Annotated in this window: 22 protein-coding genes; 12 read left to right on the top strand and 10 right to left on the bottom strand. The window is 69.5% G+C overall.

Annotated elements, in window-relative coordinates:
- Window positions 1–116 precede the first annotated feature (116 nt).
- The 6 genes from IEZ09_RS33150 (at window position 117) to IEZ09_RS33125 (ending at window position 6,881) form a co-directional block, all read left to right on the top strand.
- Window positions 117–1,250 carry a BMP family lipoprotein gene (locus IEZ09_RS33150; protein WP_189257814.1) on the top strand — a complete coding sequence of 378 codons (1,134 nt, stop codon included), beginning with the start codon at window positions 117–119 and terminating at the stop codon, window positions 1,248–1,250.
- Between the two features lie 80 nt (window positions 1,251–1,330).
- Window positions 1,331–2,911 (top strand): ABC transporter ATP-binding protein, encoded by a 1,581-nt coding sequence (locus IEZ09_RS33145; RefSeq protein ID WP_189257757.1) that lies wholly within the window; start codon window positions 1,331–1,333, stop codon window positions 2,909–2,911.
- On the top strand, window positions 2,911–3,984 hold the full coding sequence (locus IEZ09_RS33140; RefSeq protein ID WP_189257756.1) for an ABC transporter permease: 1,074 nt from the start codon (window positions 2,911–2,913) through the stop codon (window positions 3,982–3,984). Before IEZ09_RS33145 ends, IEZ09_RS33140 begins: the two co-directional genes overlap by 1 nt.
- A complete protein-coding gene (locus tag IEZ09_RS33135) occupies window positions 3,981–5,234 on the top strand; it encodes an ABC transporter permease (RefSeq protein WP_189257755.1) in 1,254 nt (417 codons plus the stop codon). Before IEZ09_RS33140 ends, IEZ09_RS33135 begins: the two co-directional genes overlap by 4 nt.
- A complete protein-coding gene (locus tag IEZ09_RS33130) occupies window positions 5,227–5,610 on the top strand; it encodes a cytidine deaminase (RefSeq protein WP_229813169.1) in 384 nt (127 codons plus the stop codon). The genes IEZ09_RS33135 and IEZ09_RS33130 overlap by 8 nt, the downstream gene beginning before the upstream one ends.
- On the top strand, window positions 5,607–6,881 hold the full coding sequence (locus IEZ09_RS33125) for a thymidine phosphorylase (protein WP_189257753.1): 1,275 nt from the start codon (window positions 5,607–5,609) through the stop codon (window positions 6,879–6,881). The genes IEZ09_RS33130 and IEZ09_RS33125 overlap by 4 nt, the downstream gene beginning before the upstream one ends.
- Window positions 6,882–6,943: 62 nt before the next feature.
- On the opposite strand, the gene IEZ09_RS33120 is transcribed toward IEZ09_RS33125, so the two are convergent.
- A complete protein-coding gene (locus tag IEZ09_RS33120) occupies window positions 6,944–8,344 on the bottom strand; it encodes a coiled-coil domain-containing protein (protein WP_370467764.1) in 1,401 nt (466 codons plus the stop codon).
- 335 nt (window positions 8,345–8,679) lie between these two features.
- Here IEZ09_RS33120 and IEZ09_RS33115 point away from each other — a divergent pair, with 335 nt between their 5' ends.
- Both IEZ09_RS33115 and IEZ09_RS33110 read left to right on the top strand, forming a co-directional pair.
- Window positions 8,680–9,768, top strand: coding sequence for an adenosine deaminase (locus tag IEZ09_RS33115; RefSeq protein ID WP_189257752.1), 1,089 nt, complete (start codon window positions 8,680–8,682; stop codon window positions 9,766–9,768).
- A gap of 222 nt (window positions 9,769–9,990) precedes the next feature.
- Window positions 9,991–10,176, top strand: coding sequence for a hypothetical protein (locus tag IEZ09_RS33110; protein WP_229813180.1), 186 nt, complete (start codon window positions 9,991–9,993; stop codon window positions 10,174–10,176).
- A 77-nt stretch (window positions 10,177–10,253) separates the two neighbouring features.
- Here the strand turns inward: IEZ09_RS33110 and IEZ09_RS33105 are convergent, their stop codons facing one another.
- From IEZ09_RS33105 to IEZ09_RS33095, 3 genes are read right to left on the bottom strand one after another with little or no spacing between them, the layout of a single operon-like run.
- Window positions 10,254–11,468: a SatS C-terminal domain-containing protein gene (locus IEZ09_RS33105; RefSeq protein WP_189257750.1), complete on the bottom strand. Its 1,215-nt coding sequence runs from the start codon at window positions 11,466–11,468 to the stop codon at window positions 10,254–10,256.
- Window positions 11,469–11,522: 54 nt separating this feature from the next.
- Entirely contained in the window at window positions 11,523–11,960 is a 438-nt protein-coding gene (locus IEZ09_RS33100) for a YbaB/EbfC family nucleoid-associated protein (RefSeq protein WP_189257749.1), read from the bottom strand.
- Window positions 11,957–12,310 (bottom strand): YbaB/EbfC family nucleoid-associated protein, encoded by a 354-nt coding sequence (locus IEZ09_RS33095; protein WP_229813167.1) that lies wholly within the window; start codon window positions 12,308–12,310, stop codon window positions 11,957–11,959. Before IEZ09_RS33095 ends, IEZ09_RS33100 begins: the two co-directional genes overlap by 4 nt.
- A 31-nt stretch (window positions 12,311–12,341) precedes the next feature.
- Here IEZ09_RS33095 and IEZ09_RS33090 point away from each other — a divergent pair, with 31 nt between their 5' ends.
- Entirely contained in the window at window positions 12,342–12,668 is a 327-nt protein-coding gene (locus IEZ09_RS33090) for a YnfA family protein (protein ID WP_189257748.1), read from the top strand.
- Window positions 12,669–12,670: 2 nt separating this feature from the next.
- Here the strand turns inward: IEZ09_RS33090 and IEZ09_RS33085 are convergent, their stop codons facing one another.
- Window positions 12,671–13,840, bottom strand: coding sequence for a bifunctional WXG100 family type VII secretion target/C40 family peptidase (locus IEZ09_RS33085; protein ID WP_189257747.1), 1,170 nt, complete (start codon window positions 13,838–13,840; stop codon window positions 12,671–12,673).
- Window positions 13,837–14,163 carry a hypothetical protein gene (locus IEZ09_RS33080; RefSeq protein WP_189257746.1) on the bottom strand — a complete coding sequence of 109 codons (327 nt, stop codon included), beginning with the start codon at window positions 14,161–14,163 and terminating at the stop codon, window positions 13,837–13,839. Before IEZ09_RS33080 ends, IEZ09_RS33085 begins: the two co-directional genes overlap by 4 nt.
- Before the next feature lie 93 nt (window positions 14,164–14,256).
- Between IEZ09_RS33080 and IEZ09_RS33075 the strand changes: the two genes are divergently transcribed.
- Window positions 14,257–14,793 carry an SMI1/KNR4 family protein gene (locus tag IEZ09_RS33075; RefSeq protein ID WP_189257745.1) on the top strand — a complete coding sequence of 179 codons (537 nt, stop codon included), beginning with the start codon at window positions 14,257–14,259 and terminating at the stop codon, window positions 14,791–14,793.
- On the opposite strand, the gene IEZ09_RS33070 is transcribed toward IEZ09_RS33075, so the two are convergent.
- From IEZ09_RS33070 to IEZ09_RS33055, 4 genes are all read right to left on the bottom strand, one after another.
- Window positions 14,786–15,382 carry a MarC family protein gene (locus IEZ09_RS33070; protein ID WP_189257744.1) on the bottom strand — a complete coding sequence of 199 codons (597 nt, stop codon included), beginning with the start codon at window positions 15,380–15,382 and terminating at the stop codon, window positions 14,786–14,788. The two genes, IEZ09_RS33075 and IEZ09_RS33070, sit on opposite strands and share 8 nt — an antisense overlap.
- Window positions 15,383–15,419: 37 nt before the next feature.
- Entirely contained in the window at window positions 15,420–15,941 is a 522-nt protein-coding gene (locus tag IEZ09_RS33065) for a VanZ family protein (protein WP_189257743.1), read from the bottom strand.
- Between the two features lie 76 nt (window positions 15,942–16,017).
- Window positions 16,018–18,207, bottom strand: coding sequence for an FtsX-like permease family protein (locus IEZ09_RS33060; protein WP_189257742.1), 2,190 nt, complete (start codon window positions 18,205–18,207; stop codon window positions 16,018–16,020).
- Window positions 18,204–18,878 (bottom strand): ABC transporter ATP-binding protein, encoded by a 675-nt coding sequence (locus IEZ09_RS33055; protein WP_189257741.1) that lies wholly within the window; start codon window positions 18,876–18,878, stop codon window positions 18,204–18,206. Before IEZ09_RS33055 ends, IEZ09_RS33060 begins: the two co-directional genes overlap by 4 nt.
- 109 nt (window positions 18,879–18,987) lie before the next feature.
- Between IEZ09_RS33055 and IEZ09_RS33050 the strand changes: the two genes are divergently transcribed.
- Both IEZ09_RS33050 and IEZ09_RS33045 read left to right on the top strand, forming a co-directional pair.
- Window positions 18,988–20,118, top strand: a complete 1,131-nt coding sequence (locus IEZ09_RS33050) for a sensor histidine kinase (RefSeq protein ID WP_189257740.1) — start codon at window positions 18,988–18,990, stop codon at window positions 20,116–20,118.
- Window positions 20,115–20,741 carry a response regulator gene (locus tag IEZ09_RS33045; RefSeq protein WP_189257739.1) on the top strand — a complete coding sequence of 209 codons (627 nt, stop codon included), beginning with the start codon at window positions 20,115–20,117 and terminating at the stop codon, window positions 20,739–20,741. Before IEZ09_RS33050 ends, IEZ09_RS33045 begins: the two co-directional genes overlap by 4 nt.
- Window positions 20,742–20,868 lie beyond the last annotated feature (127 nt).

Raw genomic sequence — 20,868 nt, 5'->3', positions numbered from 1 at the left:
CTTTGTAGGTGCTCGCCGCAACAGTGTTGGTTACTAAGAGGTACGGTGCGCCGTCTAGAACCCAACGAGGTCGTTGGGGAGGAACCTCAGGGAGGAGACGAGCCGTGCGTCGTCGTATGCGTGGCGTCGCGGTCGCCGCGATCGCGCTCACCAGCGTGATGACTATGGCCGCCTGCGCGAAGGACTCGGGTGGCGGTAGCAACAACTCGAACACCGGCAGTGGTGCCGCCTGCGAGTTCGCCACGCCTCCCACAGCGCCTGCCACCTCGAACACCAGCAGCGCCGCCGGTGAGAAGGTGGACGGAAGCGCGCTGAAGGTCGGCCTGGCCTACGACATCGGTGGCCGTGGCGACGCGTCGTTCAACGACTCCGCCGCCGCCGGTCTGGACAAGGCCCTCGCCGACTTCGGCATCAAGAAGGAGAACACCAAGGAGCTCTCCGCTGCGCCGAACGAGGACGAGTCCTCCAAGCAGACCCGTCTGCGCCAGCTGGCCGCCGAGGGCTTCAACCCGATCATCGGTGTCGGCTTCGCCTACGGCGAGTCGATGAAGCTCGTCGCCGCGGAGTTCCCGAACGTCAAGTTCGGCCTGGTCGACGCGGCCGTCGAGGGCGCTGCCAACGTCACGCCGCTGACGTTCGCCGAGCACGAGGGTTCCTTCCTGGCCGGTGTCATCGCCGCGTACCAGAGCAAGAAGTGCCACGTGGGCTTCGTCGGCGGTGTCGAGATCCCGCTGATCCAGAAGTTCGAGGCCGGCTACGTCCAGGGTGCCAAGGCCGCCGCGCCGAAGATCCAGATCGAGAAGAAGTACATCACCCCGGCCGGTGACTTCACGGGCTTCCAGGACGCGCCGAAGGGCCAGGAGGCCGCGAAGGGCCAGATCGACAAGGGCGCCGACGTGATCTACCAGGCCGCGGGTGCGTCCGGTAAGGGCATCTTCTCGGCCGCCAAGCAGGCAGGCGTGCTGGCGATCGGTGTCGACTCCGACCAGTACAACCAGGCGACCGTCGCGGACACCAAGGACGTCATCGTCTCCTCGATGCTCAAGCGCGTCGACGTCGCGGTGTACGACTTCGTGAAGGCCGTCGCCAAGAACGACCTCGCGTCGCTGCCGAAGGTCTTCGACCTGAAGGTGAACGGTGTCGGCTACGCCACCTCGGGTGGCAAGATCGACGCGAAGCTGCAGGGCATCCTCGAGGGCTACAAGGCCCAGATCATCGAGGGCAAGATCAAGGTCGCGGACAAGCCGTAGTCCGCTAGCCAAAGCACACGCCGGGCCCTGTGAGGATCTGCCCTCACAGGGCCTGGTGCGTCGTATGAGGAGCCTCGACGATGAGCAGTTCCACGTCCGTACGGACGGACGATCCACCCGCGGTGGTGCTCACCGGCATCACCAAGCGATTCCCCGGTGTCGTCGCCAACAGCGACGTCCACCTGACCGTCCGCCGCGGCGAGGTACATGCCCTGTGCGGTGAGAACGGCGCGGGCAAGTCCACCCTGATGAAGATCCTCTACGGCATGCAGGCGCCGGACGAGGGCACCATCGAGGTCAACGGCGAGCAGGTGCGCTTCCGCACGCCGTCCGACGCCATCAAGGCCGGCATCGGCATGGTGCACCAGCACTTCATGCTCGCCGACAACCTCACCGTCCAGGAGAACGTGGTCCTGGGCGCCGAGGCGCTGCACGGCATCGGCCAGAAGGCCCGCAAGCGCATCATCGAGCTCTCCGGCCGCACCGGGCTCAACGTCGACCCCGGCGTGCTGGTCGAGCAGCTCGGTGTCGCGGACCGCCAGCGCGTCGAGATCCTCAAGGTGCTCTACCGCGGCGCCAAGGTGATCATCCTGGACGAGCCGACCGCCGTGCTCGTGCCGCAGGAGGTCAACGAGCTCTTCGACACCGTCCGCGGCATGCAGGAGCAGGGCTACACGTTCCTGTTCATCTCGCACAAGCTCGACGAGGTCCGCGCGATCGCGGACTCGGTCACGGTGATCCGCCGCGGCACGACCGTGGGCAGCGCGGACCCGAAGACGGTCTCGTCGCGCCAGCTCGCCGAGATGATGGTCGGCAGCGAGCTCCCCAGCCCGGAGACCCGCGAGTCCACCGTCACCGACAAGGTCGTGCTGGACGTCAAGGGCCTGAAGCTGATGACGCCGGACGGCTCACGGCCGATTCTCGACGACGTGGACCTGGTGGTCCGTTCCGGCGAGGTCGTCGGCATCGCCGGTGTCGAGGGCAACGGCCAGACCGAGCTCGTCGAGACGATCATGGGCATGCGCAAGGCCGGCAGCGGCACGATCACGTTGCTGGACAAGGACCTCACGAAGCTGGGCACGCTCGCGCGGCGCGAGGCGGGCATCGGTTATGTGCCGGAGGACCGCCACCGGCACGGCCTGCTGCTCACGCAACCCCTTTGGTACAACCGGATTCTCGGCTACCAGACGCGCAAGCCCGCGGCCAAGGGCATCTGGCTCGACACCGACGGGGCCAAGAAGGACACCGAGCGGATCGTCAGCGAGTTCGACGTCCGCACGCCGGGCATCGACGTGCCCGCGGCCGCGCTGTCCGGTGGCAACCAGCAGAAGCTCGTGGTCGGACGCGAACTGTCCGGCAACCCGGTGCTGCTCATCGCCTCGCACCCGACCCGAGGCGTCGACGTCGGCGCGCAGGCGTTGATCTGGGACGAGATCAAGCGCGCCCGCGCCGCGGGTCTCGCCGTCCTGTTGATCTCCGCCGACCTGGACGAGCTGATCGGCCTCTCGGACACGATCAAGGTCATGCTGCGCGGCCGCCTGGTGGCCGACGCCGACCCGAACACCGTCACGCCAGAGGACCTCGGCAGTGCCATGACGGGTGCGGGCAGCACGAGCGCGGCGGTGCACGAGACCGCGGTGGTTGAGGAAGGCGAGAACTGATGGGAAACCTGCGCGGCAAACTCCTGCCGCCCGCGTTGGCGATCGTCTTCTCGATGCTGCTGTGCGGCCTGGCGCTCGTGATCTCCGGCGCGAACCCGCTCAGCGCGTTCGGCGCGATGGTGACGCAGGTCGGCAAGGGCACGACGCTCGTCGACATCATCAACTCGACGGGCATCTACTACATCGCGGCGCTCGCGGTGGCGATCGGGTTCCAGATGAACCTGTTCAACATCGGTGTCGAGGGCCAGTACCGCGTGGCGGCCGTCGTCGCCGCGGTCGTCGGCGGCTCCATCGCGCTGCCGCCGGGCATCCACACGCTGGTGATCATCATCGTGGGTGCGCTCGCCGGTGCCGCCTGGGCCGCGATCCCCGCGATCCTCAAGGTGACCCGAGGCGTGAACGAGGTCATCTCGACGATCATGATGAACGGCCTCGCGATCGGCTTCTCCGCCTACCTGATCCGCCGCGACGTCTTCGGTGAGCTGCGGGGCAACAACATCCGCACGCCGGAGATCCCGTCCAGCGGCTGGATGCCCGGCATCTCGTTCGGCGGTTCCGGCACGATGTTCGGCTTCCTGTTCGTGGCCGTCGCGCTCGGCATCGGCTACTGGATCATGATGAACCGCACCCGGTTCGGCTTCGAGCTGCGGGCGTCCGGTGAGTCGTCGACCGCCGCGTCGGCCGGTGGCGTCAACGCCAAGAAGATGGTCCTGGTGTCGATGTTGCTCTCCGGCGCCATCGCAGGCCTGATCGGCCTGCCGGAGATGCTCGGCCGCGACCACACGTTCAGCCTGAACTTCACCGCGGGCATCGGTTTCTCCGGCATCGCGATCGCGCTGCTGGGCCGCAACCACCCCGGTGGCATCGCGTTCGGCGCGCTGCTGTGGGCGTTCCTGGACAAGTCGGGTCTCGCGCTCGACAACGTCGGTGTGCCGAGGGAGATCGTCACCATCATGCAGGGCTCGATCGTCCTGTCGGTCGTCGTCGCGTACGAGGTGGTGCGCCGCGTCGAGCTCGCCGCGGAACAGCGTCGCGTCGGCCGTGAGCTCGGAACTGTCGGAGGTGCCGCATGATCACGACGCTGGAGGAGAAGCCCCACGTCCCGGCGGCGCCTCGCAAGCGCAAGGTGCCCGGCTGGGCTGTCGGCCTGCTCGGTGTCGCCGGTGCGATCGTGCTGCTGTCGGTCACCTCGTACCAGACCGGTTTCCTGCAGCTGACGTCGTCGGGCACGACCCAGACCGCGGTCCGGCTGGCGCTGCCGATCCTGCTCGCCGGTCTCGGCGGCCTGTGGGCGGAACGCGCCGGTGTGGTCAACATCGGCCTCGAAGGCATGATGATCATGGGCACCTGGGGCGCGGCGTGGGCCGGCTACCAGTGGGGCCCGTGGGCCGCGGTGATCGCCGCCGTCGTGTTCGGTGCGCTGGGCGGTCTGCTGCACGCGATCGCCACCGTGTCGTTCGGCGTCAACCACATCGTCTCCGGTGTGGCGATCAACCTGCTCGGTGCCGGTCTGACGAAGTACCTGTCGACGCTGATCTTCGAGCCGCTGTCGCACAACCCGCGCCAGTCGCCGCCGGTCCAGCCGTTCGAGACGTACTCGGCGGCGGGTCTCGCCGACTGGCTCGGTGAGCTGGAGCAGGGTCAGCGCCTGATCATCTCGGACGTCGCGGGCATCCTGCGCGGCCTCGTCACCGGCGTCTCGCCGCTGACGATGCTGACGATCCTGCTCGTGCCGCTGTCGTACTACCTGTTGTGGCGCACCAGGTTCGGCCTGCGCCTGCGCTCGGTCGGCGAGAACCCGCACGCCGCGGACTCCCTCGGCGTGAAGGTGTACTTCCACAAGTACGTCGCCGTGATCGTCTCCGGAGCCCTCGCGGGTCTCGGCGGCGCGGCCCTGGTGCTGAACGCGGGCCAGCTGTCCTATCTGGAGGGTCAGACCGGCGGCCGCGGCTTCATCGGCCTGGCCGCGATGATCTTCGGCAACTGGCGCCCCGGCGGGCTTCTGGGCGGTGCGGCGCTGTTCGGCTACGCCGACGGCCTGCAGCTGCGTTCCGGCGGCGAGACTGTGCTCGCGCTGGTCTACGGCGTGGTCCTGCTGCTCGGCGTGATCGTGGTCTGGCAGCTGATCAAGCGCAGGTGGTTCTCCGCGGCTGCCGCGATCGTCGTGGCCGTCCTGCTCTACCTGCTGTACATCAGCCTCGACGAGATCCCCAGCGAGTTCGTGTCCTACGCGCCGCACATGGTGACGCTGGCCGTGCTGGCCGTGGCATCGCAGCGGTTGCGCATGCCGGCGGCCGACGGTGTGGTCTACCGCCGTGGTTGATTGGGAGTTGTTGCGAGCACGGGCGGTGGAAGCGGCGTCGTTCGCCCACTGCCCGTACTCGGGACTTCAGGTCGGGGCCGCGGCGCTGTGCGACGACGGCCGCGTTGTCGTCGGCTGCAACGTCGAGAACGCTTCCTACGGCCTCGGCCTCTGCGCCGAGTGCACCATGGTCGGCCAGCTGCGGCTGACCGGCGGCGGCCGGCTGGTCGCCGTGGCGTGTCGTTCCGGCAGCGGCGAGCTGCTGATGCCGTGCGGACGCTGCCGCCAGGTGATCTACGAGTTCGGCGGGCGCGAGTGCCTCGTCGACACCGCGCGCGGCCCGCTGCCGATGACCGAGGTGCTGCTCGACGCGTTCGGACCGGAGGACCTGCCATGAGTTTCTCGGCTGTGGACGTCATTCGCGCCAAGCGTGACGGTCATGTCCTGTCGGACGCGCAGATCGACTGGGTCATCGACGCGTACACGCGCGGTGTGGTCGCGGACGAGCAGATGTCCGCCCTGGCGATGGCGATCTTCTTCAACGGCATGTCGCCAGCGGAGACCGCGCGCTGGACGCAGGCGATGATCTCGTCGGGCGAGCGCCTGTCGCTGCAGGTCTCGCGCCCGACCGTGGACAAGCACTCGACCGGTGGTGTCGGCGACAAGATCACGCTGCCGCTGGCGCCGCTGGTCGCCGCGTGCGGTGCGGCCGTGCCGCAGTTGTCCGGGCGCGGGCTCGGACACACCGGCGGGACGCTGGACAAGTTGGAGTCGATCCCCGGCTGGCGGGCCGCACTGTCCACTTCGGAGATTCAAGCGCAGCTCTCCTCGGTTGGTGCGGTGATCTGCGCTGCCACCGAGGGCCTGGCTCCTGCCGACCGGAAGCTCTACGCGTTGCGGGACGTCACCGGGACGGTCGAGGCGATTCCGCTGATCGCGTCTTCGATCATGTCGAAGAAGATCGCGGAGGGCGCGGAGTCGTTGGTGCTGGACGTGAAGGTCGGGTCCGGGGCCTTCATGAAGGATCTGGCTTCCGCTCGTGCTCTCGCTGAGGCGTTGGTGGCCATCGGGGTTGAGCACGGTGTGCGGATTTCGGCGTTGCTGACCGACATGTCGGTGCCGCTCGGGCGTGCCGTCGGCAACGCGGTCGAGGTGGCCGAGTCCGTCGACGTGCTGCGCGGTGGCGGGCCTGCCGACGTCGTCGAGCTGACGGTGGCGCTGGCTTCGGAGATGCTGTCCCTGGCTGGAATTTCCGCTGACCCGGCCGCTGTGCTGGCCTCCGGTGAAGCGTACGAGACGTGGGCTCGGATGATCCGCGCGCAGGGCGGTGATCCGGAGGCTCCGCTTCCGGTCGGCTCGCACCGGCACGTCGTCACGGCACCCGCCTCCGGTGTCCTGTCCACTTTGGACGCTTATGGCGTCGGGGTGGCCGCCTGGCGGCTCGGAGCCGGGCGGGCGCGCAAGGAGGACCCGGTGCAGGCAGGGGCTGGCGTGCTCTGCCTGGCCAAGCCGGGAGACGCCGTGGAGGCCGGGCAGCCGTTGCTGGAGCTGTACACCGACACCCCGGACGCGATCGACGGCGCCCTGCAGGCGTTGGAGGGCGCGTACTCGGTGTCGGAGTCGGCGCCGGAACGGTCACCGCTCGTCATCGACACCATTCGCGGCTGAGGAACCAACGAGAACGGCCCCGGAGCTCACGCGAGCTCCGGGGCCGTTGACGTGTCAGGCGATCAGGCGCCCTCGGCCGCCAGGTCGTCGTCGTCCATGTCCTTGCCGCCGTTGGCCGGCTTCGGGCCGTTCTTGCGGGTGCGGCGCTGCGGACGCGGCAGGGCGGTGGGCGGCGGGGGAGGCGTGGGGGAGCCGCCGCCGAGGATGAGCTCGGCGAAGGTGGCCATGGCCTCGTCCAGCTGGCCGCCGATGCGCAGTTCGGACTCCTGGTTCGACTTGCGGACCAGGGACTGCAGGGCGTCGGTGTCCGGGCGGGCGCCCACGGTCTCGGCGACCTTCGACAGGCCCGCGTCCACCGAACCGCCGAGTTCGGCGATGCGGGCGGCGAAGTCGTCCTCGACCTTGTCCAGGCGGTCGGTCATCGTGTCGAGCTTCGAGGTGACCTGCTCCAGGCGGCTGGCGAGGGCCTCCAGGCGGTCGGCCGCGTCGACCTGGTCGCGGGTCTGCTCGATCGCCGCGTACAGGGCCGTGCGGGCCTCGTCCAGCTTGCCGTTGACGGCGTCGCGGGTGTCGGTGACGGCCGAGGCGAGTTCTGCGCGGGTCTCGGCCAGCGAGGTGGCCAGGGAGTCGCGGGTTTCGGTGACCGCGCCGGCCAGTTCGCCGCGGGTCTCCGCCACGGCGCCGGACAGCTCGGTGCGGGTCTCGGCGAGGGACGAGGCCAGCTGGTTGTGGCGGTCGTTCACCGCGGACACGAGCTTCTCGCGGCTGTCGGCGACGGCGGCGGCGAGCTCGGCGCGGGCGGCGGCCAGGGCGTCGCGCTGCTCGTCGGCGCGGCCGTGGATGCCGGAGAAGGAGTCGGCGAGGATCTTCTGCAGGGCCTCGCGGGTGCCGTCGAGGTGCTCGTGCACGCCCTCGTCGACCTCGTCGAGGCGGCCGCGCAGGGCGGCTTCGAGGGCCTCGATGCGCTCGCGCAGCGGGGTGGTGACGGCGCCGGGGATCGCGTCGACCTTGCCGTCCTGCTTGTCCAGGTGACCGTCGAGGTCGTCGATGCGCTTGTGGATGCTCGCGAGCTTGTCCTCGAGGCCGTCCATGCGGCCCGCGACGCCCTCGAAGCGGCCCGCGACGCCGTCGAGGCGGCCGTCCAGCTGGGCGAAGGGCTTGGCGAGCTTGTCGACGAGGGCGTCGACGGCACGGCCGATGTCGGCGACCGCGTTGTCCTGGGCCTCCAGCTTGGCGAGGGCCTCGTCCAGGCGCTCCGCGAGCACGCTGACCTCGGTGCGGTCCGGCAGCTCCGACAGGCGCTTGCGGACCGAACCCAGCGACTCCAGAGGCGACATCCGGGCGTGGATCTCGTCCAACGCGTCGAAGATCTGCTGCTGCTCGCTCTCACGGATCTCCGCGGCGCGCGTGAGCATGTTGCGCATCCGATCGAAGGACATCGTGGAGTTGTTGTTCTCTGTCACGGCTGAGTGCCTTCGTCCAGGGGAGGGGGAGACCACGGGAGCCTATCCGCGTCACGGCGCGTGTCTGTACCACCCCCGCCAGAAAATGGCCGGGCGCGGACGGGCGACTGACCCGATCAGGCTACCTCACTGCTCCGAACGCCAAGTTACTGGCCGGAAGCGTCCGATTGCGACCGGTGATGTTCCTACCTTGGGGTGACTCAAGCCGCGATCCGGTTGCAGAAAGTTGCTGATCACGGATCGGCAACATCCGTGAACCGACAAACGATCATAGTGGTAGCAAGATCATTTTGGCCAGCGCTGAAGCGGCGTGTCGCCTGAAGTAACGTGTAGCAATGTCCACGCCGCTTTCCTTGGAGACCATCCGCAGCGCGCCGAAGGTGCTGCTGCACGACCACCTCGACGGTGGCCTCCGCCCGCAGACGGTGATCGAACTCGCCGATGCCTCCGGCTACCAGGGCCTGCCCACCACGGACGCGGGCGTGCTCGGCGGCTGGTTCCGCGACAACGCGAACTCGGGGTCGCTCGTGCGCTACCTCGAAGGTTTTGCCCACACGTGCGGTGTCATGCAGGACGAGGCCGCGCTGGTGCGCGTCGCCGCCGAGGCCGTCGAGGACCTGGCGGCCGACGGTGTCGTCTACGCCGAGATCCGCTACGCGCCCGAGCTGAACACCGAGAAGGGACTCTCGCTGGAGCAGGTCGTCGAGGCCGTCCAGGAGGGCTTCCGCCTCGGCTCCGCCCGTGTCGCCGAGACCGGCCGCAAGATCCGCATCGGCACCCTGCTCTGCGCCATGCGCCAGAACGAGGGCTGGCTGCGCATCGCCGAGCTCGCCGTCCGCTACCGCGACCTCGGCGTCGTCGGGTTCGACATCGCGGGCCCGGAGGCCGGCTTCCCTCCCACCAGGGGCCTCGACACGTTCGAGTACCTGCGCCAGCAGAACGCGCACTTCACCATCCACGCCGGTGAGGCGTTCGGCCTGCCGTCCATCTGGGAGGCCATCCAGCACTGCGGCGCCGAACGGCTCGGCCACGGCGTGCGGATCGTCGACGACATCAAGGTGTCCGGCGACGGCACGGTCCAGCTGGGCCGCCTGGCCGCGTACGTCCGCGACCGCCGCATCCCGCTGGAGATGTGCCCGACCTCGAACCTGCAGACCGGCGCCGCGGCCAGCATGGCCGACCACCCGATCGGCCTGCTCGCCAAGCTGCGGTTCCGCGTCACCGTCAACACCGACAACCGCCTGATGAGCGACTGCACGCTCTCCAGCGAGTTCGCCGCGCTGGTCGACACGTTCGGCTACGGCTGGGCGGACCTGCAGTGGTTCACGATCAACGCCATGAAGTCGGCGTTCATCGGGTTCGACGAGCGGCTCGCGATCATCAACGAGCTGATCAAGCCGGGGTACGCGGCGCTCACCGCGTAGTCGTCTGCTGGGCCCACGCGCTCTCGTCGATCGGGCCGAGCTTCAGCAACGGCTCCCACCACGCGCGATTGGCCGCGTACCAGCGGATGGTGTCCCGGACACCGGCCTCGAAGCCGATCTCCGGGCGCCATCCGAGCTCACGGCCGATCCGCGCGGAGTCGAGCAGATAGCGCCGGTCGTGCCCCGGCAGTGGGCCGACATCGCCCGCGGCGAACGGCGGCGATGTCGGCGCGGCTGACCGGTGCCGCCAACGCCAGCGGCACCCACTCCGCGACGACGTCCAACGGTGAGGAACCGGTGCGGCGCAACGAACGCACGCGCAGCATCTCGCCGGCGCCCAAGGTGAGTGCGACGCTCGAAGGGAGAGGTTCCAGCGCACGCCTGACGGTCACGCGGCTGACCTCGTAGCGGCGGCCGAGCTCGGCCTCGCTCTACAGCCAAAAAGAGGGCCACCCGCGGGTGGCCCTCTTCATCGTTGAAACGCGTCAGTTGACGTTGAGCCGGTCCTCGAACTTCGCCTGCAGCTCGCGGAACGCGGCCACTTCGGCGTCGTACGGGGCGGACGGCGCGAGACGCGTCGGGTCCGGCGCGACCACGAAGGACACCAGCCAGCCGAGCGACTCGGACGATGCCAGCGCGTCCTTCACCGAGTCGTCCTCTGCCCACTCGCCCGCGTCCTCGAACAGTTCGACGGCGAGGTCGAGCTGCTGCGGGTCGAGGGCGTCCGGGCCCTCCTCCATGTCCTCGGCGATGCCGGTCAGCACGTAGACGTTGTCGTCGTCCACGTCGACGTCGAGCTCGCCCGCGGTGGCCTTGACCTTGACGTCGTTCCACGTCTCGACCTCGGCGAGGTCGTGGTCGTCGTTCTCGGCCACGAACCGGCTCAGTGCGCGCGGCGAGGTGAAGACCTCGATCTTGCCGCGGCGGCCGAGGAACACCGGGTCGTCGCCGAGGTAGCAGCGCAGCGTGTAGAACTCGCCGGCGGACGTGATGATCTTGATGGGGTCGATGCCGACCTCGGCCCAGAAACCGGTGGGCTCGGCGCTCTCCTCGGCGGAGTCCTCGTCGTCGGAGGTGTCGGCGGATGCCGCGGTCTCGGCCTCGAGCGCGGCGAGCTCCTCCTGCGCGATGGCGAGCTCCTTCTCCGGGACCTCCGGCGTGCTCACCACGCTGTCGATCGCGTCGAGGACCTCGTCCCACTTCTCGGAGACGATCTCGGACAGCTCGTCCCACAGCTTCGCGCCGTCGCGGCCGCTGAACGGCAGCGTGCCCTGCGGCAGCAGCGAGAAGCCCTCCGCGGAGTCGAGCACCTCGTGGACCTTCTCCAGGTCGCAGACGTCCGCGAGCGCGCGCACGATCGCGATGACGTCGGCGAGCTCACCGATCGTCCAGGTGTCCGGGTCCTCCGCGATCAGCTCGGGCACGCCGACGAGGTCGAACTGGTGGTTGTCGTCGGGCGAGAGGTCCGCGACGCCCAGCGACGGCACGATCGACCACGCCGGGTGGTCGGTGAGGTCGTGCTCCTCGGCGGTGCGGACGAAGGCGGCGAGGTGCGCGGCGTCGGGGAAGACGAACAGGTCCTCCTCGTCACCGAGGAACGCCTCCCACTCCTCGCCCTTCTCGCGCCAGCGGGGTGCCCACAGCGTGACCACGTCACCCTGCGTCAGCCCCAGCTCGATGGGGACGATGTCCTGCGCCATCCTGACCTCCCGGTCACGCCTGCCTGATGCCGTGGGCGAGCCTAACGGTGCTGATCACCGGCGCCCAAAGGGGTTCTCGAAGAACGCGTCCTCGTCGGGGTCGTCGACGATCGGCGTCCTGGGCCGCCGCTCGGGCGGTGCGTCTCCAGCTGCGGGTTTGGGCGGCACGACCGGGTTCCACGTCGACCGGAAGGGTGAATCGCCGGCGATCGATTCGACGTCGATCGCGATTCCGTCACCGAGCGCCAGCGCCATCTTGTTGAAGCTCGTCTGCACGGCGGCGTTGGTCGCGAGCCGCACTGTCTCCGTGACGACCTCGCCGACCGCCTGCGCGCCCTGCTGCAGCAACGCCGGGTGCAGGTGCAGCGCCCTGATCTCGCCCTTCGGCGACGCCGTGACCATGCACAGCCCGTTCGGGTGCTCGACCGTGGCCGTGAGGACCTCGAGGTCGCGCCGCAGCTGCTCGGTGGCCTGGATCCGTTCCTCGTTCACCGCCGCCACCCGAACTCGTCCTCGTCCTGCTCGCGCGTGAACCCGAGCTCGGTCAGCTCCCGCGGGTCGACCACGCGTTCCAGCGTCTGGTGCAGCCTGCTCGACGCGGCGCGCTGCGCCTTTTCCGCGACGCGCATGATCTCGGCGGCCAGCCCGTGCGGCCCCATCCGCAACGCCGCGGCGCTCACCGTGATCTGCTGCGGCGGACCGCCGGGTGTGGCGATCACCGTCACCGCGCCGTCCGGTGAGGACGCCCGCCCGGTGACGGGACCGCTGCGCTCGACGTGCTGCGCCACGGCCTGCTCGACATCGCGCACCTTCCTCGCGGCGCGCTCGACGTCGTCGTCCACCTGATCACCCCCTACTGCGACAGTGTGCCGCATGATCCTGCGTTCGGTCGTGCTGTTCGCCCTCGCCGCCCTGATGGAAATCGGTGGCGCCTGGCTCGTGTGGCAGGGCGTGCGGGAGCACCGGGGCTGGCTGTGGATCGGCGGTGGCGTGATCGCGCTGGGCGTCTACGGCTTCGTCGCGACGCTGCAGCCCGACGCGCACTTCGGCCGGATCCTCGCGGCGTACGGCGGCGTGTTCGTGGCAGGTTCGCTCGCCTGGGGGATGGTCGTGGACGGCTTCCGCCCCGACCGCTACGACGTGATCGGCGCCCTGGTGTGCCTGGCCGGCGTGGCCGTGATCATGTACGCGCCCCGGTGAGGTCAGCCCGTCGGGCGGTAGAAGCCGTAGAACGACATCCCGCTGTTGGTCGTGCGGATCTTGCTGACCTGCACCGGGTCGCCCGCCTCGACCATCTGGCCGTTGCCGATCACCATCGCCACGTGCCCGTCCCACACCACGAGGTCGCCGGGCAGCACCTGGTCCGGCGGCACCGAGGCGCCCATCGCCTGCGAGGACGCCGGACGCGGGATGTCGAACCCGGCGTTCTTGTAGGCCCACTGCGTCAGGCCGGAGCAGTCGGTGCCCTGGGGCGGGTTCGCGCCACCCCACACGTAGGGGGTGCCCAGGGCCGACAAGGCGTTCCGGACGGCCTTGGCCGCGGTCTCGTTCGGGGCCTCGGCACTGCTGCCGTCGGGCAGGTTCACGCCCACGCCGGTGCCGGGCTGCGGCGGGATCGCGACGGGAAGCCGGGGGCCCGAACCGCCGCCTCCGCCACCACCGCCGCCTCCACCACCGCCACCGCCGCCTCCACCGCCGCCCCCACCACCGGAACCGGAACCGGAACCCGTGTGGGAGTTGGAGTTCTGCTTCGGCGTGTCGGAAGCACTGGAAGCGGAGGTCGACCCGTCGTCGCCACCGAGCGGCTCGCCGAGCTTGCCGAGGGCGCCGACGTCCGGCTTCTGCAGGCCGTTCAGCTGCCCGACCAGCTGCGTGAGCTGGTCGCGCACCTTCTGCACCTCGGCGGAGGTCTTGGCCTGGTAGCCGGACGCCATCCCGGCGAGGTCGGCGAGAGCGGCCAGCACCACGCCCGGCCCTGCCACGAACGAAGCGGCGACCGCGGCCGCGAGCTTCGGCGTCGCCTTCGAGGTGAACTCGTCGATCAGGCCCTGGATCGCGGTTCGCCCGCCGGTCACCGCGGACACGCCGGTGGCGGCCACGGTCTTGAAGGCGGAAGCGTTGGCGGACAACGTGTTCGTGGCCGAAGCGAAGGTGGCAACGCGGCTGGTGAACGCGTTGGCCCTCTCTCCGGACCACGTGTTCAGCACGGCGTTGGCAGCCGAGGTGTGCCGCGTCCCCAGGTCCGTCAGAGCGGTCTGCGCGCGGCCGAACGCGTCGCCGGCACGCGTGGCGCCGCCGGTGTCGCCGTCCAGCTTGGCCAGGTCTTCCTTCATCGGCGCGATGAACGCGCTCAGGAGGCCTTCGACGCTCATGCGCGCGCCGCCTTGTTCAGCGCGGCCTTGTTCGCTTCCTCCTGGGCGATGTAGGCGTCACGGGCCTTCGCGACGGCCGTGCCGAGGCCCGCGAGACCGGACGACGCCGCCTTGAGGGCGTCCATCTGCGCCTGCGCGGCGGTCTGGAACGCGGCGTTGAGGCCCACCTCGTTGCCGATCTTGCCGAAGCAGTCGGCCGGCAGCGCTGTCGTGCCGCTCAACGTTCCGGTGCCGACCGCGCCGACCTCGCTCGCCAGACCGCTCACCGCCGACGCGTACCCCGTCAAGGCGTCGAGGTCGACCCTGAGACCCTGTTCCGCCATGTGAAGCTTCTTTCCCCCAGTCGTGACCTGTTCGCCTAGATCCTGCCCCGATGAGCGGTACCTCGCCCGACGTTCCGCCAAGATCATGGAACAGTGGGTGTGATCGAGCACTGGAACCGGATCCTGGCATGGCTGGCGGAGCACGCGCCCGCCACCCGTGCCGTGCTGCGGCCGAGGTATGACGCGCTGCCGGAGCTTCGGGTTCCGATCGATCTCCAGATGTGGTGGAGCGTCTACGGAGGCACCGAGGACGGCCTCTACGCCGAGATCCTGCCGCCCTTCTACACGCCGCTGGGCGCCGACCGGGCGTTCGTGCTCAGGGACACCCATCTGAGCAAGCCCGCGGACAAGTCCGAGGCGGGGTCGCCGACGACCGGCTTCCACCCCGAGTGGCTGCCGATCGCGTTCGACGGCACGGGTGACGTGCTCGCGGTGGACCTGCGGCCCGGCGTGCTGCGCGGCTGCGTGGTCGAGTGGGACCAGGAGCGCAACGAGATGGTCAAGCCGGAGTGGACGTCGATCGTCGAGATGTTCGACCAGGTCGCCACGGCGCTGGAGACGCGCAGCGCGGTCGGGCACTGCTTCCCCGAGGTCAACACGGCCGGTGAGCTGGGCTGGCGGACTAGCTGACGGCACGTTCCAGGATCCCCAGCGAGATCAGGCCTTCGATGATCTGGTCCACCCCCAGCGCCGCGAGCAGGACGCCGAGCACCCGCACGAGCACCCAGGCGTAGGTCATCTTCACCCACCGCATCAGGATGCCGAGCACCGCGATCGCGGCGAGGTCGAGCAGGATCACCGCGGCGAACCCGCCAGCCAGTGCGAACGTCGTCCCGACCGACTTCGTGTCCGACAGCAGGAACAGGTAGGCGAGCGCCACCGGGTTCGCGTAGTAGGCGGTGGCGAGCTCGTGGGTGCCGCGGGTGGGGTCGTGCGCCGGCTCCTGCTTGCGCCCGAGCACGAGGTCGAGCGCGTGCACGAAGAGGATCACGCCGCTGGCCAGGTAGAGCGAGCCCTCGCTGATGTGGAAGATCGAGAGCAACGCGCGCCCGGCCACCACCACGAACAGCCCGACGCCCAGCGCGATGGCGGTGGAGGTCAGCGCCACCCGCCAGCGCGTCCGGGAGTCGGCGCCCTCGGTGTCCATCAGGAACGCCAGGATGATCTTCGGCGGGCCGACCACGGCGACGAGGATGCTGAACGCCTCCACGAACTTCATGGCGATCATCGTCGAGCCGGGACGACGGCCCCGCGCGTTACCTCACGCTGGCGAGTGAACGCTGGGGCAGCGCGGCCGTCCGCACGCGGGCGTAGATCTTCACGGCGGTCAGCGCGCCGAGCCAGCCGAGCGCGGTGCCGGTGGTGTTGGTGATCAGGTCGTCGACGTCGAAGATCCGGTTGGCCCACATCAGCTGCGAGCCCTCGATGAGCAGCGAGACGCCGTACCCGATCAGCGCGGCCTGCCCGATGGTGCGCCTGCCCCAGAACATCAGCATCGCGCCGAGCGGGACGAACAGCAGCACGTTCAACGTCATCTGGTCGAACGCGATCTGCCCGTCGCGGAACGTGTCGGCGATCCACTGGAACGGCACCAGCTGCACGGCCTGGCGCGGCGGCACGGTCTGCACCGGCAGGAAGGTCGCGGAGAACAGCATGCTGGCGTACACGGTGATGGTCGCGCTGCGGAAGGTCAGCTGACGGAAGAACAGCTGCGGCAGCAGAAAGACGACCGACAGGAAAAGGCCCCACTGAATGCTCGCGAGCTGTGCATTGGTCATGAATCAAAGCTATGAAAATGGCTCTCAGCGGACATCGCGCTGAGAGCCACTTTCACCTCGTACTTACGGTCGAGTGCTACTCGGCCGCGTAATCCCGTGGGCTGATGCCGCGTAGTACCGGACCGCACGCCAGGGCTGCTACCAGCGCAACCACCACGCCGACGGCCACAGGGGCGACCACCCAGGGCGTCAGCGGCATTTCGCCGTGGCCCACCAGTCCGCGAGCCAGGACGAGCAATCCGAGGCCGACGGCAATGCCCGCTCCGCACGCCGCGATCGTGACCGCGAACACCGGCAGCGTCACTTCTCGGCGCAATGCGTGACGCAGCACACGAATTGGTGTTCCCGCCGCGATCAATGCACCGAAAGTGCGCCTGCGGTCGATCACGGACCCGGCCGCGGCCACCGCCGCGCCGATTCCGCCGAGCACCGCCGCGATCGAGAGACCGATGATCGTGGCCCGCTGCAGGTCCTCCATCAGCGTGTCGCCGTACAGCTCCCGTTGTTCGCCGTCGACCAGCCGGACGCCCGGCAGCGTGCCGATCAGCGCGGTGTGCACGGCGTCGCGGTTCTCCGGTGTCGTCGGCACGCCGACCATCGACACCTTGCCCTCGGTGCCCGGCAGCAGCTCCGGGTCGATCACGGCGCTGATGCGGCCGGAGCCGGTGAACGGCCGGGTTTCGTACTGCGCGGGCAGCGTCGCGGTCACCTGGTCCTTCTGCCCGGTCGACTTGAACACGTCGCCGGTCAGCTTCGAGTACGCGTACACGGCGGGACCGGGCCGGCAGCTCAAGCCGTTCAACACCTTCGCGACGTCAGCGCACCTGCCGACGATCACGTACGTCCCGTAGTCGGTGTCCTTGCCGGTGCTCACCGAACCGTCCAGCATCGTGGCGATCGGCGCCGAGGTCTGCAGCCGCAACGGTGTGACGTCGTGCGCCACCTGTTCGGCGACGATCGCGTCCTCCCGCCACGTGCCGTCGCGGAACGGCACCTGACTTTCCAGTCCTGGCAACATGGTCAGCGCCATCGAGCCGGTGAACACCGCGATGACCACACCGGCCGAACCGCGGAACGCCGCCACGGGATCACCGGACAGCCTGCGTCCCGCCAGCAACGTCGACGGCCTGCGCCACCGTCCGACGAAGAACCTGCCGACCCACGCCGTCACCACCGGCCCCGCCAGCACCAGGGCCAGCGCCACCGCGCCGAGACCGAGGAGCACCACGGTGAACTGGTTGTCGCCACTGGCTTCCTGCGCGTAGACGATGCCGAGGAAGAACACCCCCAGCGCGCCGGCGATCGTCAGCAACCGCCACGAGCGGACCTTGCGCTTCTCCTCCGCCGCGAGCGGTTTCTGCACCACGCGCCGCAGTCCCATGATCGCCGCCGCGACGACCAGCACCGGAGCGAGCACGGCGACGGCGGCCACGACCGCGGCCGAAGGCACGAAGTCACCCGGATACCAGGTGCCGCCCTCCCACGGGATCGTCGCGGTGAGGTGGCTGAACGGCTGGGCCAGCACCACGCCGAGCACGCTGCCCACGACGGCGCCGACCGCGGTCTCCGCGGCGGTCATCACGATGACCTGCCTCGGTGACGCGCCGGCCAGCCTCAGCGCGGCCAGGCGCCGCTCCCGTTTCGCCGCGGTCAGCCGAGCGGCCGACGCGACCAGCACGAGGCACGGCACGACGAGCACCACGAGCCCGACGCGGGTGAGCAGGTAGAGCATGCCGTGGTAGTCGTCGCGGTACGAACCGCTGCCACCGCGCAGACCTGCGGCCTGGTAGCCGTTGTCGAGCTTGTCCTGCCCGACGATCGCGACGAGTTCACCGGGGTACTTCAGCGCTTCCCGCCCGAGCTCGCCGATCTGCCTGCCGGGGAAGCGGTTGCCGAGTTTCTCGGCGGGTGTGCTGCGCACGAGGTCGGTCAACGCGGGGGACAGCAGCACCTCGCCGGCTTCGGGAAACTTCGTGATGCCCGCGGACACCGGCACATCGCCCTGCCGCAGCCGTGCGACGTCGAACCGTTGGATGAGCTTGCCGTCGAACGAATCGTGGTTCACCGCAACGGAGATCACGCCGCTCTGGTCGGGGTTGCCAACGAGGTCGCGCCAGGCCGTGCGATCCGCCCGCGCCTGCAGGCCGTTCGGTGCGGCGAGCAGCCACAGCACCAGCGACACCGCGATCATCACGCCGAGCGCGACCAGCGCGGTGGCGACCTGGCTGCGCCGGTCGCGGCGCAGCACCGCGAGCGCGATCCTCATGCCGACACCCCGGCGGCGATCCGGCCGTCCTGGATCTCGACCACGCGCAGCGCCCTGTCCGCGATCGCCTTGTCGTGCGTGACGATCACGACGGCGGCGTTGGTCTCCTCCGCCGCGGCCAGCAGGGCGGTCATCATCTCCTGGCCGGTGCGGGTGTCGAGAGCACCGGTCGGTTCGTCCGCGAAGATCACCCGCGGCCGGTGCGCGAGGGCTCGCGCGATCGCCACGCGCTGCGCCTGCCCGCCGGACAGCTCACCGGGGCGTCGCTTCTCCATGCCCTGCAGGCCGAGCCGCCGCAGCCACTCCACGGCCGCGGCGAGCGACTCCTCACGCGAACGGCCGGCGAGCAGCATCGGCAGGGCGGCGTTCTCCTCCGCGGTGAGCTCGGCGACGAGCATGCCCGACTGGAACACGAACCCGAACGCCGTGCGCCGCAGCTCGCTGCGTCCCGTCTCGTTCAGCTCACCGATCGCGCGCCCGTCGAGGAACACCTCGCCGCCGTCGGCGCGCAGGATGCCGGACAGCACGTGCAGCAGGGTCGTCTTGCCGGAACCGGACGGACCGACGACCGCCAGCACGTCCCCGGCGGAGATGTCGATGTCCACCCCGGCGAGCGCGTGCACGTCGCCGTAGGTCTTGACCAGGCCACGAGCGGCCAGAACCGAATTCATGCGTATCAAGGTGCCGGGGTCGCGCGGCGAAAACCTCAGCCTTGACGACACACCGGATCAGCCGGATGACCGAGGCCGGAGAGGTGTGGTGGTCCTACCGTTGTCTTCCGTGGACAGTCATCGGGGCCAATGGCCGATCGCCGCGGCACTCGCGTTGCTGATGCTGGGCGAGCTCGTGCTGATGAACGGGCCGCGCAGCGCGGAGGCACTGGTGTGGCTGCTCAGCGTGCCACCGTGCATCGCGGCCGTCACGTCGTTCAAGTCGCGCGCCTTCGCCGTTCCGGTGACGGTGGGGTCGATCTTCGTCTCGTCGTTCGTCATCCGGCTGTTCAACGTGAACCTGCCGACGCTGCTGAGCCCGCTGACCGTCGCCGAGACCGCCGCGTGCCTCGTCCTCACCGCCGTCATCGTGCGCGAGGAGCCGCGCCGCGCCGCCACCTGGTCGGTCGGCTCGCTGATGGCCGTGAGCTTCTTCGCCGCCATCGTCCGCGACAACTGGATCTCGTCCAGCAACTACAACGAGATGCTGGGCTCGCTGGTCCTGGGCTTCGGGGCCGTCGGCGTCGGCCTGTACTTCCGCGCGCGGGACGCCGAGAGCGGCAGGTTGATCGCGGCCGCCGTCACCGACGCCCAGAAGGAAGAACGGATCGCGCTGGCCCGTGAGCTGCACGACGTGGTCGCGCACCACGTCACGGGCATGCTCGTGCAGGCCCAGGCCGCGCTGGAGGTCTCCGACGACGACCCGAAGGCCGCCCACCGCCTGCTGCCGGGCATCGTCCGATCGGGCACGGAAGCCCTCGGCGCGATGCGACGCATGGTCGGCACGCTGCGGCAGGGCGAGAACGAGGTCGCGACGACCGATCTGGCGGCGGACGTCATCGCGACCGTCGAACGCACCCGCGAGCTCGGCTTCGAGACCAGGCTGCGCATCGACCTGCCCGACGAGGTGCCGCCCGAGCTCGGCCGCTCGGTGTTGCGCCTGGTCCAGGAGTCGCTGACCAACGTGCACAAACACGCGTTGTCCCCGACGATGATCGACGTGGAGATCTCCCGGACGCCGGGAGGAGCGCTGCGCGTGATCATCGCCGACGACGGCCGGCCGCACGAGCTGAACCAGGGCGGATACGGTCTCGTGGGTATGCGTGAGCGGGTGGACCTGCTCGGCGGCCTGTTCTCCGCGGGGCCGCGGGAGAACGGCTGGCAGGTGCTCGCCGAGCTACCTCTGGAAGGGAAGAAGTGATCTCGGTTCTCATCGCCGACGACCAGGAGATGGTCCGCGTCGGCTTCCGGATGATCCTCGAGAAGCAGCAGGACATCAAGGTCGTCGCGGACGTCGCCGACGGCATCAGCGCGGTGACCGCGGTCCGCGAGCACAACCCGGACGTGGCGTTGCTCGACATCCGCATGCCCGGCATGGACGGTCTCGAGGTCACCAAGAAGATCTCCGGCTCGACCAAGGTCGTGGTGGTGACCACGTTCGACCTGGACGAGTACGTGCACACGGCGTTGGAGAACGGCGCTTCCGGCTTCCTGACCAAGGACGCGGGCCCGGCGTTGCTGGTGGAGGCGGTGCGGGCAGCGGCTCAGGGCAACGCGCTGATCTCGCCCCAGGTGACCGTCCGGATGCTGGAGCACTTCTCCCGCCCGGCCGAACGTCCGGACCTCAGCCTGCTGACCGCACGCGAGCAGGACGTCGTGCGGGAGGTGGCCCGCGGCCTGAGCAACCAGGAGATCGCGTCGGAGCTCTACCTGTCCCTCTCCACGGTGAAGACGCACCTGGCGTCCGTACAAACGAAGCTCAACGTGAAGAACCGCGTGGGCATCGCGTCCTGGGCGTGGCGAGCGGGCCTGATCAACAGCTGAAAACGATGAACGGCGCTTTTGTCCACCTCAGGTGCACCTGGTGTTTTAACCAGGGGTGAGTTCGTTGGGACGGGTCGCCGCGTCAGCGGCGGCCCGTTTCTTGTTGTGTGGCTTGGGTTTGCGGGTG

This window comes from Lentzea flava, assembly GCF_014648475.1.
GTDB classification, from domain to species: Bacteria; Actinomycetota; Actinomycetes; order Mycobacteriales; family Pseudonocardiaceae; genus Lentzea; species Lentzea flava.
This window is presented reverse-complemented; position numbering and strand designations above follow the sequence as displayed.

Coding starts and splice junctions, on each gene's coding strand:
- IEZ09_RS33090 (WP_189257748.1), top strand. CDS start 12,342: ATGATCCTGCGTTCGGTCGTGCTGTTCGCCCTCGCCGCCCTGATGGAA.
- IEZ09_RS33145 (WP_189257757.1), top strand. CDS start 1,331: ATGAGCAGTTCCACGTCCGTACGGACGGACGATCCACCCGCGGTGGTG.
- IEZ09_RS33135 (WP_189257755.1), top strand. CDS start 3,981: ATGATCACGACGCTGGAGGAGAAGCCCCACGTCCCGGCGGCGCCTCGC.
- IEZ09_RS33105 (WP_189257750.1), bottom strand. CDS start 11,468: ATGGCGCAGGACATCGTCCCCATCGAGCTGGGGCTGACGCAGGGTGAC.
- IEZ09_RS33080 (WP_189257746.1), bottom strand. CDS start 14,163: ATGGCGGAACAGGGTCTCAGGGTCGACCTCGACGCCTTGACGGGGTAC.
- IEZ09_RS33115 (WP_189257752.1), top strand. CDS start 8,680: ATGTCCACGCCGCTTTCCTTGGAGACCATCCGCAGCGCGCCGAAGGTG.
- IEZ09_RS33065 (WP_189257743.1), bottom strand. CDS start 15,941: ATGACCAATGCACAGCTCGCGAGCATTCAGTGGGGCCTTTTCCTGTCG.
- IEZ09_RS33085 (WP_189257747.1), bottom strand. CDS start 13,840: ATGAGCGTCGAAGGCCTCCTGAGCGCGTTCATCGCGCCGATGAAGGAA.
- IEZ09_RS33110 (WP_229813180.1), top strand. CDS start 9,991: ATGTCGGCGCGGCTGACCGGTGCCGCCAACGCCAGCGGCACCCACTCC.
- IEZ09_RS33055 (WP_189257741.1), bottom strand. CDS start 18,878: ATGAATTCGGTTCTGGCCGCTCGTGGCCTGGTCAAGACCTACGGCGAC.
- IEZ09_RS33140 (WP_189257756.1), top strand. CDS start 2,911: ATGGGAAACCTGCGCGGCAAACTCCTGCCGCCCGCGTTGGCGATCGTC.
- IEZ09_RS33125 (WP_189257753.1), top strand. CDS start 5,607: ATGAGTTTCTCGGCTGTGGACGTCATTCGCGCCAAGCGTGACGGTCAT.
- IEZ09_RS33060 (WP_189257742.1), bottom strand. CDS start 18,207: ATGAGGATCGCGCTCGCGGTGCTGCGCCGCGACCGGCGCAGCCAGGTC.
- IEZ09_RS33150 (WP_189257814.1), top strand. CDS start 117: ATGCGTGGCGTCGCGGTCGCCGCGATCGCGCTCACCAGCGTGATGACT.
- IEZ09_RS33070 (WP_189257744.1), bottom strand. CDS start 15,382: ATGAAGTTCGTGGAGGCGTTCAGCATCCTCGTCGCCGTGGTCGGCCCG.